We start from the raw sequence: 14802 nt of genomic DNA, 5'->3' as shown, positions 1-14802 counted from the left end.
TCGGCGCAGAGCGACAGCCTACCTCTGACTGCCGCCAATCTTTGCAACAGAGCCGGCCAGCGCTTCGTGAAGCGGACCCTGTTCTATGATGGCAGCATTCCCATCTATCACCTTTACTTCGCGGACGAACTGGGCACGCCCGGCACCGTCATGACGACCTTCCCCACCCGTCGCACGGGCCTGAAGGGCCGCAAGGGTTCCAACCAGTTCACCGTCTGCACCTATTCGATCCCCAAGGGGTCGCTGGAATGGTGGATCGGCCACCTCAACAAGCATGGCATCGAGACCAGCGCGCCGGGCACCCGCTTCGGTCAGCGCTTCGTGAGCTTCCAGCATCCCGACTGCGGCATCGAATTCGAGGTGCTGGAGGACGAGACCGACACGCGGGCGCCCTATGATTCGCCCTATGTGCCGCTCGAATATGCCCAGCGCGGTTTCCATAGCTGGACGGCCTCGGTGCGCGAGCTGGAGGACATGGACTTCTTCATGGAGAATTGCTGGAATTTCGAGAAGATCGGCGAGGAAGGCAATCGTCACCGCTACCGCGTGAAGGGTTCGACGGAAGCAGGCACGATCATCGACCTGCTTCATGAACCCGACGTGCGCCAGGGTAGCTGGACGATCGCGGAAGGCATCATCCACCACGGCGCCTTCGCCGTGCCCGACATGGACGTCCAGGCCCGGATCAAGTTCGACACCGAGGGCGTCGGCTTCACCGACTTCTCGGACCGCAAGAACCGCGGTTATTTCGAATCCACCTATGTCCGTACCCCGGGCGGCGTGATGTTCGAAGCGACCCACAGCCTGGGCTTCACCCATGACGAGGACGAAAACACCCTCGGCATGGACCTGAAGGTTTCGCCGCAGTTCGACGACAAGAAGCACCTCATCCAGCAGGCGATGGAAGACGATCCGATCGTCGTCTGATCGCTGGCGCAGGAAAGAAAGGGAGGCCCGGCAAATGTCGGGCCTCTTTTTTTGCGTCCTGGAACCTTGAAGTCCTGGAAAAGGAGAGGACGGCTATTGCCGGAATGTCCTTGTAACATCGAGCAATAATTCGGAACCGTTCGTGCCGAGCAGGAACCGAGCGAAGTCTAGGCCATATCGAAGCATCCGCGCCAGGATCGGTCATTCGACAGGCCCTAAGCCTGTCGAATGACTCGACGGCTACTCCGGTGATTTAACGCAAGGGTTCTTTGGAGCGATTTCCAAGCAATCGAAACTGCTCCAAGAGGAGGATGACATTGCCCAAGCGCAGGGAACCAATCCCGATGACCGCCCGATCCGCGCAACATCCGCCCGAAGGGTGCAGCAACTCAGGCGAAAATTTGGCGACTGCTCTCCGGTCCTCCGGTGATGGATGGGATGGCCCCCCTGGAACGAACCCGCGCCGGGCCGGTCTCAGGGCGCCCGCCTGTCCGGCAGGGGGGATAGGGGGGCACTTGCCCCCTGCCCCTTACGCTTCGGCCTTCGCCAATATGGGCGATTTCCGATCGACCAATATGTTGAACAGAAGGGGCGCCAGGGCTGCGCTGATGATGGCGACCAGCACCATGGCCGCATTTGTCGCCGTATCGAGCACGCCGATCCGCGTCGCAATGTCGGACGCGGCGACGATCAGGCTGAGGCGGGCGCTCAGGAGCAGGCCGGCCGCGACGGCCATCTTCCGACCATGCGCCGGAACCAGCAGCAATGCGGGAATGATCTTGTTGGCGAAGGCGACCGCCACGAAGCCCGGCACCAGCAGCAAGGCCTTGGGCGAGGCGAAGAGGGCAGGAATGTCGAATTTCAGGCCGACATTGATGAAGAAGAAGGGAACGATGAAGCCGTAGCCGATCGCTTCCAGCGTCTCGCGACGATGGCTGTTGCGGGGGATGATCTGCCCCAGCAGCAGTCCGGCGAGGAAGGCCGCCAGCACCAGTTCGGATTCCAGCCGCTCCGCGAGCCAGGCGACCATGAACAGCAGCGCCAGGCTGAGCCTGACCAACGGCAGGCTGGTCCGGCTGTCCAACTGCGCGGCCGGCACCCGCGCCAGCAGCTTGGGCAGCAGCCAGATCGCCAGCCCGGCGATGCCGACGAGCGCCAGGCTGCCCAATGCGCCCTCGGCGCGGCCGCTGACGACGATGCCGGCCAGGGACGAGATGGCGATCATCGTGAAAAAATCCGCGAGCAACGCGGTGGAGAGGATGGTCTGGCCATAGGCGCCGTCGGCCAGGCGTCGTTCCTGTATGGTCGGCACGACGATCCCGACCGACGTCGTCGACAGGATCACGGCATAGATCGCCAGATGCAGCAGCGGCGTCGAGGAGTCGAGCAACAGCCAGGCGCCGAACGCGGCCATGACCACGGTCATCAGCGACATCATCACCGCGAGCATGAGCGGACTCGCCTGCTTCGCCTTCTGCCCGCGCGCCAGCAGCATGCCGAGATCGATTTCCAGTCCGGCGATCAGCATCAGCACGCCGAATCCCAGCTTGGCGAGCATTTCCATGGCCGGTCCCGGCGCCAGCAGCGCCATGCCGTTGGGACCGATCAGGATGCCGAAGGCGATTTCCAGCACCAGGGCCGGCAACAATGCCCTGGGCATCCATCGGGCGAGGATGGCAGCTATCGCGCTGCCGGCACATGCCAAGGCTATTACGGAAATGATCACTCGCCCGCCTGCTTTCAGATCGCGATGTTGACACCGCTCAACAGTGAATATGGGGAAATTCCCCTACTGGCTCCCAATCCCGTCGAGTATCTCTCAGGATGAATAATCATTATTCGGATTATGTCGGGTCGGCGAATCCGGCCGTTACTGTCCGCTCCTCAATATTGGTCCAGGTCGCGGCCATGGGCGACTTCGCCGTGGAAATGCCGGGATATTCCCGCGGCATAGGATTCGACATCGGTTTCCCCGTCATTGCCAGGCGCGAAATGCGTGAGGATGACCTTCTTGACGCCCGCGGCGGCGGCGATTTCGCCGATCTGCTCCCCGGTCAGGTGGTCTTCGCGCATATGTTCCATCAGCGGCGGAATCTGATCGGCGGAGAAGCCCGGATAGCTTCGCAGCAATTTTTCCATGCGGGCAATGTCGATCACCTCGCAGACAAGATAATCGGCGTCCTTCGCCAGGATCTTCAGGCGTTCGGACGGTCCGGTGTCGCCGCTGAAGACATAGACCTTGCCTCCCGCCTCCACGCGATAGGCGTAGGAACGGGACGACCGCGCCTCGATCGATCCGGCCGGATAATGATAGTGATCGACGCCGATGGCGAACACCCGCACCCGATCGTCCTTGTAGACCAGCCGCGGTTCGTTGAGGTCGAGCGGCAGGTCATGGCCGACCGCCGATCCGGCGAGGGGCGGCTTGACCGGGCCGCCGACCGTCACCGGGGCCAGCTCCACCGGCCGAAAGGCGGCGAGCGTCCCCGCGACGAGCTGCGCCGATCCCGGCGGTCCGTATATCTCCAGCGGAGGCGCGTTGGCGAGAAGCCAGCGGTCGATCATCAGCACGGGAACATCGGCGACGTGATCGATATGATGGTGGGTTAGGAACAGGGCCTTGACCGACCCCAGCCCCAGCTTGCTGGCCGCCATCTGCCTCAAAAGGCCGTCGCCCGCATCGATGAGATAGGTTTGCCCGCCGACGACGATCGCATTGGCGGGCTGGGAGCGTTCCAGCCGCGCTATCGGCCCGCCGGCCGTGCCCAGCAGGATGAGGCGCGGCGGCTGCGCGGGCGGCGTTTCCGCCCGCGCAGCCACGGTTCCGGCCAGTGCGAATATCAATATTGGGAGCAGATGCTTCATCAGGATGACCCCTGTTCGACTATTGGCGCTTTTGCGGCCGGGCCGCTGCCTTGGGCGGACCGGCAGGATCAAGCCGGAAGAGGCTGGATTCCGGTCGGCGAATGGCCCGGCCCCAATGGTTCGGCCGGGCCGACGGGCACGATGCCCGTGGGATTCACGCTGGTGTGGCTGCGGTAATAATGCGCCTTGGCATGGCGCAGATCGATGGTCGGCGCCACGCGCTCATGGGACGCCAGCTTCCAGGTCAGCCGCGAAAGATTAGGATAGTCGGCGATGCGGCGCAGATTGCATTTGAAATGCCCGTGGTAGATCGCATCGAAGCGGACCAGTGTGGTGAACAGGCGGATGTCCGCTTCCGTCAGCCTGTCTCCGACAAGCCATTCCCTGCCCGTCAGATGCTCCTCCAGCCAGTCGAGCGTTTCGAACAGCGGATGGACCGCCTCCTCATAGGCTTCCTGCGTCGTCGCGAAACCCGAACGGTACACGCCGTTGTTGAGCGTTTCGTAGACGCGCGCGTTGATCGCGTCGATTTCGGCGCGCAATTCCTGCGGATAATAATCGCCGGGAAGCGCCCCCACATGATCGAACGCCGAGTTCAGGATCCGGATGATCTCCGACGATTCGTTGTTGACGATCCTCTTCTCGAACTTGTCCCACAGGATCGGGATGGTCACGCGGCCGGTATAGGTCGGATCGCCCGCCAGATAGACCTGATAGAGATATTGCGCGCCGTTGACGCTGTCCGGCACGACGCCCTCGCCCGGCAGGAACGTCCAGCCCTTCTCGCCCATGAACGCATTGACCATGGAGACGGAGATCAGCCCCTCCAGCCCCTTGAGCGCGCGCATGATGAGGACGCGGTGCGCCCAGGGACAGGCGAAGCCGGCATAGATATGATAGCGGCCCGGCTCGGCCTGGAAACGGCCGTCCAGCCCGTCGCGATATTGCGATTCCTTGCGCACGAATCTGCCGCCGCTCGATTTCGTGTCATACCAGGCGTCGCGCCAGACGCCGTCAACCAACAGGCCCATATATCGGTATCTCCATCTTCGGCCCGGCCGATCCGCTTCGCATGATGCCGGACAGGTTCGCGCATGATCGGCGAGAGACGGCGCTCATCCCGCGCATCCGGGATGCTGCGCCGGCGCGTCATCGGATCGAAATCCGTCAGAACGAGGAAGGACGACAGGGCCACAGGATTCCGGCAGGACGGACGATGAGGCCATTCTCTCTCTCCACGCGCATATTATGCGGAACCACAAAGGATGTGGCGCCCCCGCTTTCAAGCGCGGATTATGAAAATCCCTTATCCATTTTCCGGATGTAGTCAGGGCGCGGCATTGCGGCGCCGGCCGAACGCATGCGCGGTGGCCATGTCGGCCCGATCGGTCGGGAATGCCTCAGGCCGCTTGGGCGGTGCGATCGCAGGCGATGCCGCCAAGCTCGATCAACGTCCGGGCTTCGCGCAGGATATTGTTCCACAATTCGTCGCCCAGCGCATTTTTCAGCTCATCCTGGGCCTTGCGCCATTTGGGGATCGACACCTCCAGCGCCTCATGCCCGCGCTCCGTCAAGCGCACCAGCCGCTGGCGCCTGTCCTTGCCCTCCGCGATCTCCAGGAATCCGTCCCGCACCAGCACATCGACGTTGCGCGTCGTCGTGGTGCGATCGGTCTCCATATGCTGGGCGAGCGTCTGCATGGTCGCGTTGCGCAGATAATAGACGCGCATGAGCAGCGACATCTGCACCGGATTGACCGGCGATCCCGCCATGCTGTCGACATAATGCTTCATGACGGCGCGATTGGCCGCCCGCAGACCTTCCGCGAGGCAGATGTGGGGCGTGTTCCTGACTTCCTCCAGGAAGGCGATGGGTCGTAGCGCGCTCATTGGGTGAGCATACACTTATGGCGCGCGCCTGTCGACCCCCCAGGCGCATTGCCGCGCCGGGGAAGCCGGCCGTACGGAGCCGGCCGTGCGTCGCAATAGGGATTCCGCCGGCGTTTTCCCCCGGGATGGAGCGCCTGCGCGCCGGTTCAGCGTCCTTTCGCGACGAGGATCAGGCTGTCCGCCCCGGCATGGCGATGGGCCGCGATCTCGCGATAGCTTTCGCTGTCGGCGAACGCGTTGAAGGCGTCCAGATCGGCAAATTCCAGGATCACGATCTTCTCATAGGACCATTGGCCTTCCTGGACGACCGGATTGTCGTCGGCGGCGACGAGCCGGCCATCATATTGCTGGAGCACCGCGCCGAAGCGTTCCCGATATTTCTCATATATCTCGCCGTCGTTGATCTTGACCTGAGCCACTGTGTAGACCGCCATTCCTGCATCCTTCCCGAATTCTCTGACGTCTCTTCAAGGGGGCCGCCTTCCGCGGGCGGAGGCGGCCCGGTCCGACCTTCGTTCAGGCCGCTGCGTTCAGCGTTTCCAGCGTCGGATAATCGGTATAGCCCTTGGCATCGCCGCCGTAGAAGGTCGGACGGTCCCAGGGGTTGAGCGGAGCGCCCAGGCGGATTCGTTCGACCAGGTCGGGATTGGCGATGAACGGACGCCCGAAGGCGATCGCGTCGGCCAGCCCCTTGCCCACTTCCTCCTGGGCGGAAGCCCCCTCATAACCGCCGGCGGCGATCAGGACGCCGGGCCAGGAGTCGCGGAAGAGTTCAGCGGCGGAGGGCGCGCTATCATTGAGGACGTCCGCCTTGCCGGTCCCGGCTATCCGCGGTTCGATCAGGTGCAGATAGGCCAGTTGGAAACCGGAAAGCGCGGCGATCGCATGCCGGTACAGCGGCAGCGGATCGTCCTCGCCGGAATCGTTGGTGGTGCCGAAGGGCGACAGGCGCACGGCGACGCGGTCGGCCCCCGCCTCCTCCACCACGGCGCGCGTGACGTCGAGCAGGAAGCGGGTGCGGTTCGCGATCGATCCGCCGTAAATGTCCTGGCGCCTGTTGGAGCGGGACTGGAGGAACTGCTCGATCAGATAGCCGTTCGCGCCATGGATCTCGACCCCGTCGAATCCTGCGGCGAGCGCGTTGCGGGCGCCGGTGCGATAGGCCTCGACGATCGCGGCGATGTCCTCAAGCTCAAGGGCGCGGGGCGTCTGGAACGGCTCCAGCTTCCAGCTCGCGGTGAAATGATCGCCCGCGGCGGCGACGGCGGACGGCGCGACCGGCGTTTCGCCATGGTAGGAGGAATGGGAAATGCGCCCCACATGCCAGAGCTGGAGGAAGATGTGGCCACCCGCTTCATGCACCGCGTCGGTGACCCTTTTCCAGCCGGCGATCTGTTCCGCCGTATGGATGCCGGGGGTTTGCGGATAGCCCTGGCCGGTCGGCATCACCTGGGATGCTTCCGCGACGATGAGGCCGCCCGGCGTCGCCCGCTGGCGATAATATTCGACGGCGATGTCGCGCGGCACCATGCCCGGACCGGCGCGCATCCGCGTCAGCGGAGCCATCACCACGCGGTGGGACAGTTCGAGCCGACCGATCCTGAGCGGCTGGAACAAGGCGGATTGGGTCATTGGCAACTCCTGGCAATGCTGGCTGAGGAAAGGGGGCGAGGGCCGCGGGACTTCATCCCTGTCGTTCGGCTCTCTCCGCAAGGGAGCCGGGCGCGGACGATCCGAAGGGGCCGGGCCATGGCTGACGTGCTTGTCCGCGCAAATCGATCATCCGACACCCTACTCCAGGACGGCATGGCCGCTTCTTTCGACCAGGCGCGCCCGGCGCCTCGTTACGGTTTAATTTTGCAACCATGCGGATAGTGCCGCCTATGGTTTAAAATTGCAACCATAATATTTCAAGGCTGGCGACTGCCGCCGCCGGCTCCCGACGGCATGGGAATAGCCCGGGCAGGCCGGCGCCCCCGCCTTATAGCTCGTCCTGTCCAGGCCGAACCGCAGCGCTGCGCGGGCGGCTATCGGTCCTCGACGGACCCGGCGGAAAGGGAATGCGCCGGATCAGAGGTCGGTGGCGGGGACGGGCGCGTCCTGGGGCGGAAACGCCCTGAAGAACATGCTGACCAGATCGGGAATCAACCCCTCCATATCCGCCTGGCAGGGCGGTTCTTCGGCGTGCAGCATCCGAAGGGTGGAGGCCCCGGTCAGCAGCGCGGCCAGCATCAGCACATGCCGCGATCCGGCCGCGCCGGCGTCCAGTTGCCGCCGCGCCACGGCCTGGTCCAGCGACTGGCGGAAAATGCCCAATATCCGGATGCTGGGGTCCAGCGCGTCGGGCGCGGGAATATAGCCGGGGATCGGCCGGCCGATGAGCAGCTGGGCCATTTCCGGGTTCACCGTCGCCCATCGGTCCACGGCCAGCATCGCGTCCCTTATCGCCGCCATGCCTGGTTCGGCGCTCGCGACGGCATTTTCGACTTCATGCAGGACATCGTTTTCGGCGCGGCGGTAGAGCGCGTCATAGACCGCCATCAAGGACGGGAAATATTTGTACAGCGCGGTCGGCTGCACGCCCAGAAGCCGCGCCACCGTCGTGAGATTCAGTCCGGCGACGCCTTGCTGCCTTATGACCTCGATCGACAGATCGAGAATCTCGTTCATCGTTTCCTGCCGGCGACGCTCCCGCAACGGGATGACAGGGGACTCGCTCATGGGGAAGGCTCTTATCTGGGTCATCTCCTCTCCCGACATTTTCTTGTGGCGCTCGGCCTTATGGCGCTTGGGCCCTGTTCCGGCATTCGGCGGCGCTGGGGGCGTTTGCTGTCCTCCAAGCGCGTTCGATCTGTTGCCGACCATCGGCCCAGCGTGGATTCAACCGCATATCAGATCGCCATGGCCCTGTCGATGTCGCGGCGCGCCGGCCGGCAAATTGGCTTCGGCGTCCAGCGAACATCCTTGGCGAAAGTTACAGGTCATAACCAAAGACAGGGCGTATCACGCCGGGCATATGCGCCAACTTTGTAAATCCTCCGGAACTGAAGAGACAATAGGTGATAATTATTATTCTTTATTTTAAAATTTGAAGATTTAGCTTGTTCATTGTCGATTCTATTCGACCATAAACAACAAAAAACAAGGCGTGGATGATGCAAGTAAAAACCTTGCCGGAGAGGTGCGTTTCGTCGGGCCAATGCGTGATGCTGGCGCCCGGGGTTTTCGATCAGGACGATGATGGCGTCGTCCTCCTGCTGCGCGACACGGTGGACGATGGCGACGAAGCCAGCGTCGCCGCGGTCCGATCCTCCGCCAATGTCTGCCCGGCGGCGGCGATCCGGCTTTCGGCGACCCCGAAGGCCTGACCTCCAGGTCCGCTTTCCGCTTCCAGGAGGAGTGTCGAAGACATGCACGCCAGCGCCGCGATCCTGCGCCATGCGCAAGCCCCTTTCGCCATCGAGCCATTGGACCTGCCCGAACCCGGCGGGAACGAGATCCTCGTCCGCGTGGCCGGTGTCGGCATGTGCCACACCGATCTGGTGGTCCGGCATATCCCCGCCGAATGGGCGCCCCTGCCCGCCGTGCTGGGCCATGAAGGGTCCGGCATCGTCGAGGCGGTCGGCCCCTCCGTCACGCGCTTCGCCGTCGGGGACCATGTGGTCCTGACCTATGATTCATGCGGCTGGTGCGACAATTGCCATGGCGGCACGCCATCCTTCTGCTCCGAATTCAGCGAGCGGAACGAACTGGGGCTGCGGCCCGGATCGCATCGGTCGGGCCGGGATTCGGACGGGGTCGAATTGCAGACGCGCTGGTTCGGCCAGTCGTCCTTCGCCACCCATTCGCTGGCGACCGAGCGCAATGCGGTCAAGGTTTCGCCGGACCTGCCCATAGAATTGCTGGGGCCGCTGGGCTGCGGCATCCAGACCGGCGCGGGCGCTGTCCTCAACGCCCTGCAGGTGCGTTTCGACAGCAGCGTCGTGATATTCGGGACGGGCGCGGTCGGCATGGCGGCGATCATGGCGGCGCGCATCGCCGGGGCGCGGAAGGTGATCGCGGTCGACCTGCATGAAAACCGCCTGCAACTCGCGCAGGAACTGGGGGCGACGCATCGCATCTCCGGCCGCGATCCCGAACTGGTCGAGCAGATCATGTCCCTCACCGGGGGCGGCGCGACCCATGCGCTGGACACGACCGCCGCGCCCGCCGTCATCGCCGCCGCCCTGGCGTCCCTGCGCGCGCGGGGGAAGCTGGGGCTGGTGGGCGGCGGCGGCGCGCCGCTGGACCTGCCGCAGGAGGCGCTGATGAAGGGGCAGCAAATTTCCTTCATCATCGAGGGCAATTCGGTGCCCCAATTGCTGATCCCGCAACTGATCGAACTCTGGTCGGAGGGGCTTTTTCCCTTCGACCGGCTGATCGCCCGATATCCGCTGGAGAAGATCAACGATGCCGAGCGCGACCTTGCATCCGGTTCGGTCATCAAGCCGGTCCTGCTGCCGGGCGGATGACGCGACGAACCGCTGACACCCACCACGAAGAAGGCACGAGCCAGTGACGACAGAAACCCAAATCCAGGAAAAGCCCGTCCCCGAAACCACCTTCCCCTGGGAGCGCGGCACTTATGATCCGCCGCCGGCCTATGCCTGGCTGCGCGAGCACGAGCCGGTCCGGCGCGTCGTCCTGCACGACGGCACGCCGGCCTGGCTCGTCACCCGCTATAACGACGTCCGGAGCATCCTGGCCGATCCCAGGGTCAGTTCGAACCAGAATCTGCCCGGCTTTCCCCAGATCGAACTGGTCCCCCGCCCCAGCGAGGAGGAAAGCACCTTCCTCAACATGGACGCGCCGCGCCACACGCTGTTCAGGCGGCTCATCTCCAAGCATTTCATCGTGAAGAAGCTGGAGGTCATGCGGCCGCGCATCCAGGCGCTGGTCGACGAGCATATCGACCATATCATCGATCGTTCGGAGCCGTTCGATTTCGTGGAGGAGATCGCCCTGCCCGTCCCCTCCACGGTGATCGCCTGGCTGCTGGGCGTGCCGCCGTCCGACCATCCCTTCTTCAACCGGGAGACGGAGGCGCTGCTGGCCGCCAGCCTGGGGACGGAGGAAGCCATAGAGCGCGCCACGGAGGCCTATGCGAACATCAACGATTATGTCGACCGGCTGATCGCCGAGCGGGAGAAGCTGGACGATCCGGGCGACGACATATTGGGCGACCTGGTGCGCGCCAGCCGGGAGGGCCAGATCGAGCGGCGGGACGTGCTGAACACCGCATGGCTGCTGCTGGTCGCGGGTCATGACACGACCGCGAACATGATCGGCCTGGGCATGCTGACGCTGCTTGAGCATCCGGATCAACTGGCACAGCTTCAGGCGGACCCGGCCCTGATCCCGGACGCCATAGAGGAACTGCTGCGCTATCTGACGGTCGTGCACCTCATCATCCTGCGCATCGCGACGGAGGATATTGAGATTGGCGGGGTGACGATTCCGGCCGGGGAAGGGATCATCCCGCTCAACTTCGCGGCGAACCGCGACGACGGGCATTTCCCGGATGCGGCGAAGTTCGACATGCGCCGCCGCCCGCGCGACCATGTCGCCTTCGGCTATGGCGTGCACCAGTGCATCGGCCAGGCGCTGGCCCGCATCGAATTGCAGATCGTGTTCGAAACGCTGCTGCGGCGCATCCCGAACCTGCGGCTGGCGATCGATCCGGCCGACATCCAGTTCAAGAGCCATGCGAGCATCAACGGCATCGCCCGGCTGCCGGTGGCGCTCTAGGACCGATGGGAGGACCGACCATGGAAGAGGCGACCACCCTCGTCACGCCGCAGATGGAGGCGTCGAAAGGCGTCTGGCATTCGTTCGAGACCAGCTTTCCGATCACGGCCACCGACATACGGCGCTGGGCGATAGCGACCTATTGGGGGCAGATGCCGCCGCGTCTCTTCTGGGACGAGGATTATGCCCGGACGACCCGCTGGGGCGGGATCGTCGCGCCGGAGGATTTCAACCCCTTCGCCTGGCAGTTGCCTCGCGAACTGACCGAGGAGGAATTGCGGCTTCAGGGCGCGATCCCCGGCCAGGAAACGAAGAAGGGCGACAATATCCTGAACGGCGGCCAGGTCGACAGGTTCGGGGCGCGCATGCGGCCGGGCGACGTCATCTCCAGCCGTTCCCGCCTGACCCATTGGGAGGAGCGGGAGGGCCGCAACGGCCTGACGCTCTACACCTATAACGAGACCGAATGGACGAACCAGCACGGCGAATGGGTGAAGTCCCGCGTCATGACCCTCATTCATTATTAGGAGCTTCGCCTTGTCCATTTTCTTCGAAGACATCGCCGTGGGCGACCAGATTCCGGCCTTCACCCGCAAGACGACCATGATGGAATGGAGCCGCTTCGCCGCGGTGAACGAGGAATTCGTCTATGTCCATATGGACGATGAGGCGGGACAGGCGGCGGGACAGCCGGGCGCGTTCGGCATGGGCAATCTGCGCTGGGCCTATATGCTGAACGCCCTGCGCGACTGGGCGGGCGACGAGAGCGAGATCAGGGAACTGGCCATGCAGTTCCGCGCCATCAACCAAAAGAACGACATATTGTCGACCCGGGCGGTGGTCGTGGAAAAGTCCGTCGCGGATGACGGCGCGGCCCTCATCCACCTTCAGATCGACGTGGAAAATCAGGACGGCAAGGGCACTTCGCCGGGGCGCGCCATCGTGGCGGTTCCGTCCCGCGCCTGACCATGGCCGCAAGAACGATAATTTTTCGGGAGCTTTGACGACCAATGGATGCTCTTGGCGATATTCGGGTGATCGAACTGGCGACCGGCGTCGCCGGCCCCATAGTCGGCATGTTCTGCGCCGACTTCGGCGCCGACGTGGTGAAGGTCGAGACGCCGGACGGCGACCCGGAACGCGGCCGTCCCGGCTTTCCGATGTGGAATCGCGGCAAGCGCAGCGTGGTGATCGATCCCGGATCGGCCGAGGGGCGCGCATGGCTGCGGAACCGGATCGGCGGGGCCGACATGCTGATCACCAGGGGCGGCGAGGAACTGGCGGCCTTCGGGCTGGACGGCGACGAACTGCTGGCCAGCCATCCCCGGCTGATCCTGCTGGAGATGCCCGTCTATCTGCCCGGCCATGTCCCCTGGGCGGACGGGGTCGAGTCCGCCGCGCTGCTGGGGGCCTATGGCGGCCAGTTCGCCCGCCAGTCCTCCGTATCGGGGGAGCCGGTCGAGTCCGTCTATCAGACTTTGCTCTATGCGCATGGCCTGTGGGCGTCGGTCTGCGCGGTGGCGGCCTTGATCGAGCGCGAGGGTTCGGGCTTCGGGCAGCGCGTCACCGTGTCCGGCATCAATGCGCTGCAGCAGCTTACCATGATATCGCTGGTGGTCGATCCCAACGCGCCGGACCCCAGCACGGCGGTGGGGGGCGCGGGCCGCCATCCGACCTATTCCCGCATGATCGCGGGCGACGGCAAATGGTTCACCAGCGGCGCGCTCGGCCCCCGGTTCGAGGCGATGTTCATGGAGGTGATCGGGCTTGGCTCGATTGTCGAGGATGAGCGGCTGGGCGGTAGCCTGGCGAACATGGTCGCGCCGGAGAATATCGGCTGGGTCCAGAAAGCGGTCGAGGAAGCGGTGCTGAAGCAGCCCCGCCAATATTGGCTGGACCGCCTCGACGCCGTCGGCATCCCCTCCGGACCGATAGACGGGCGCGAGGGATGGCTGGACCATCCGCAGGTCGCCGCCATGGGCATGCGGGTGGAGGTCGACGATCCCGACCGTGGTCCTGTGGTCATGCCGGGCGTCCCGATCAACCTGACCGCGACGCCCGGAGCCGTTCGCGGCCCCGCCCCTGCACTTGGCGAGCATAACGACAGGGTCGCGCCATGGCCCGCGCAGCCCCGCCCGGCGGCCGATGCGCGTCCGCTCATGCGTTCCGGTCCCTTGTCTGGCATCAGGGTCGTCAACAGCGGGCCGTTCCTCGCCAGCCCCTATGCCGGATGCCTGCTTTCGGCGCTGGGCGCGGACGTGATCAAGGTGGAACCGCGAGAGGGCGACCCCTTCCGCAAGCCCGCCTATGGCGCGAACCGGGGCATGCGCAGCATCGCCATCGACCTGAAGCATCCCGACAGCATCCGGGCCTTCCACAAGATCATCGAGGGCGCGGACGTCTTCATCGACGGGCTGCGGCCCGGCGTGACGAAGAGCCTGGGCATCGATTATGACTCGTTGAAGGCCATCAACCCCGGCATCGTCACCATGTCCCTTTCCGCCTTCGGCCAGACCGGCCCGCTGGGCGGGCGCGGCGGCGTGGACATGGTGCTGCAGGGCATGGCCGGGATGATGGCGGCCGAGGGCGGCGACGGCGAGCCTATCGTCAACACCATATCCGTCTGCGACATCAGCACCGCGTCCATGTCCTCGCTCACCATCGCGCTTGCCCTGTTCCACCGGCTGCGCACCGGGGAAGGCCAGCGGACCTGGGACACGTTGCTGGGCACCGCAACCTACCTCCAGTCGGCGGAGATCATCCGGTTCGAGGGGCGCCCGCCCGCCATCGTCGGCGGCGTGGACTTCCAGGGGGACGGCGCGTTCGACCGCATGTATCGGGCGGCGGACGGCTGGGTCCGGATCGCCGCGCCCGACGCCCCGGCGAAGATCGCCAGCGCCCTGGAAATTCCTGAGGAAAAGCTGGCGGACAAGGACGGAGCCATTGCTGCCATCGGGGCCGCCATCATCGATCTCAGCCGCGAGGAGGCGACGCGCCGCCTCAACCGGGCGGGCGTGCCGTCGGCATCCGTCAGGAAGGTGACGGAGGTGCTGCGCGATCCCCGGCTGTGCGAGGCGGGCTTCGCCCATGTCTATCCCTCCGACAATGGCGGCTTCATCGCCACGCCGGGCCGCATCGCATCCTTCAGCAGGACCGAATGGCGCGGCGTGCTGAAGCCGCCGGGGATCGGCGAGCACAGCGTCCGGATATTGGAGGATGCGGGCATCGATCCCGCGACCATCGACCAGTTGATCGAACGCCGCGCCGTCGCGGTCGGCGGACCCATGCCGCAGATATTGCCCCACGCCTATCGTTGAGCCCCGGATCGCAAGCA

General features: G+C 64.7%; 14 protein-coding genes. 7 read left to right on the top strand and 7 right to left on the bottom strand.

The window, feature by feature from the left end; genetic code table 11:
- Positions 1-24: 24 nt before the first annotated feature.
- Complete coding sequence (locus SPHS8_RS18520; protein WP_236575265.1) at positions 25-927, top strand: ring-cleaving dioxygenase; 903 nt, start codon at positions 25-27, stop codon at positions 925-927.
- Positions 928-1456: 529 nt separating this feature from the next.
- Here SPHS8_RS18520 and SPHS8_RS18515 read toward each other — a convergent pair.
- The 7 genes from SPHS8_RS18515 to SPHS8_RS18485 form a co-directional block, all read right to left on the bottom strand.
- Complete coding sequence (locus SPHS8_RS18515; RefSeq protein ID WP_129965596.1) at positions 1457-2653, bottom strand: cation:proton antiporter; 1197 nt, start codon at positions 2651-2653, stop codon at positions 1457-1459.
- A 158-nt stretch (positions 2654-2811) separates the two neighbouring features.
- Positions 2812-3792: an MBL fold metallo-hydrolase gene (locus SPHS8_RS18510; protein WP_007687842.1), complete on the bottom strand. Its 981-nt coding sequence runs from the start codon at positions 3790-3792 to the stop codon at positions 2812-2814.
- Positions 3793-3860: 68 nt separating this feature from the next.
- Positions 3861-4823, bottom strand: coding sequence for a glutathione S-transferase family protein (locus SPHS8_RS18505; protein ID WP_129965597.1), 963 nt, complete (start codon positions 4821-4823; stop codon positions 3861-3863).
- A 369-nt stretch (positions 4824-5192) separates the two neighbouring features.
- On the bottom strand, positions 5193-5681 hold the full coding sequence (locus tag SPHS8_RS18500) for a MarR family winged helix-turn-helix transcriptional regulator (RefSeq protein WP_020820201.1): 489 nt from the start codon (positions 5679-5681) through the stop codon (positions 5193-5195).
- Between the two features lie 146 nt (positions 5682-5827).
- Entirely contained in the window at positions 5828-6115 is a 288-nt protein-coding gene (locus tag SPHS8_RS18495; protein WP_020820202.1) for a DUF1330 domain-containing protein, read from the bottom strand.
- An 82-nt stretch (positions 6116-6197) separates the two neighbouring features.
- Entirely contained in the window at positions 6198-7313 is a 1116-nt protein-coding gene (locus tag SPHS8_RS18490; RefSeq protein WP_007687833.1) for an alkene reductase, read from the bottom strand.
- Between the two features lie 438 nt (positions 7314-7751).
- A complete protein-coding gene (locus tag SPHS8_RS18485; protein ID WP_013054044.1) occupies positions 7752-8402 on the bottom strand; it encodes a TetR/AcrR family transcriptional regulator in 651 nt (216 codons plus the stop codon).
- Between the two features lie 431 nt (positions 8403-8833).
- On the opposite strand from SPHS8_RS18485, the gene SPHS8_RS18480 reads away from it, so the two are divergent.
- Genes SPHS8_RS18480 through SPHS8_RS18455 form a run of 6 tightly spaced genes read left to right on the top strand, consistent with a single transcriptional unit; the run spans position 8834 to position 14785 of the window.
- Positions 8834-9049 (top strand): ferredoxin, encoded by a 216-nt coding sequence (locus SPHS8_RS18480; protein ID WP_013054045.1) that lies wholly within the window; start codon positions 8834-8836, stop codon positions 9047-9049.
- Between the two features lie 42 nt (positions 9050-9091).
- Positions 9092-10192 carry an NAD(P)-dependent alcohol dehydrogenase gene (locus tag SPHS8_RS18475; protein ID WP_129965598.1) on the top strand — a complete coding sequence of 367 codons (1101 nt, stop codon included), beginning with the start codon at positions 9092-9094 and terminating at the stop codon, positions 10190-10192.
- A 43-nt stretch (positions 10193-10235) separates the two neighbouring features.
- Positions 10236-11468: a cytochrome P450 gene (locus SPHS8_RS18470; RefSeq protein ID WP_201516748.1), complete on the top strand. Its 1233-nt coding sequence runs from the start codon at positions 10236-10238 to the stop codon at positions 11466-11468.
- Positions 11469-11488: 20 nt separating this feature from the next.
- On the top strand, positions 11489-11995 hold the full coding sequence (locus SPHS8_RS18465; RefSeq protein WP_129965600.1) for an FAS1-like dehydratase domain-containing protein: 507 nt from the start codon (positions 11489-11491) through the stop codon (positions 11993-11995).
- A 10-nt stretch (positions 11996-12005) separates the two neighbouring features.
- Complete coding sequence (locus SPHS8_RS18460) at positions 12006-12434, top strand: MaoC/PaaZ C-terminal domain-containing protein (protein WP_007687822.1); 429 nt, start codon at positions 12006-12008, stop codon at positions 12432-12434.
- A 44-nt stretch (positions 12435-12478) separates the two neighbouring features.
- A complete protein-coding gene (locus tag SPHS8_RS18455) occupies positions 12479-14785 on the top strand; it encodes a CaiB/BaiF CoA-transferase family protein (protein WP_129965601.1) in 2307 nt (768 codons plus the stop codon).
- Positions 14786-14802 lie beyond the last annotated feature (17 nt).

The organism is Sphingobium sp. S6 (assembly GCF_905120495.1).
Lineage (GTDB): Bacteria > Pseudomonadota > Alphaproteobacteria > Sphingomonadales > Sphingomonadaceae > Sphingobium > Sphingobium agri.
This window is presented reverse-complemented; position numbering and strand designations above follow the sequence as displayed.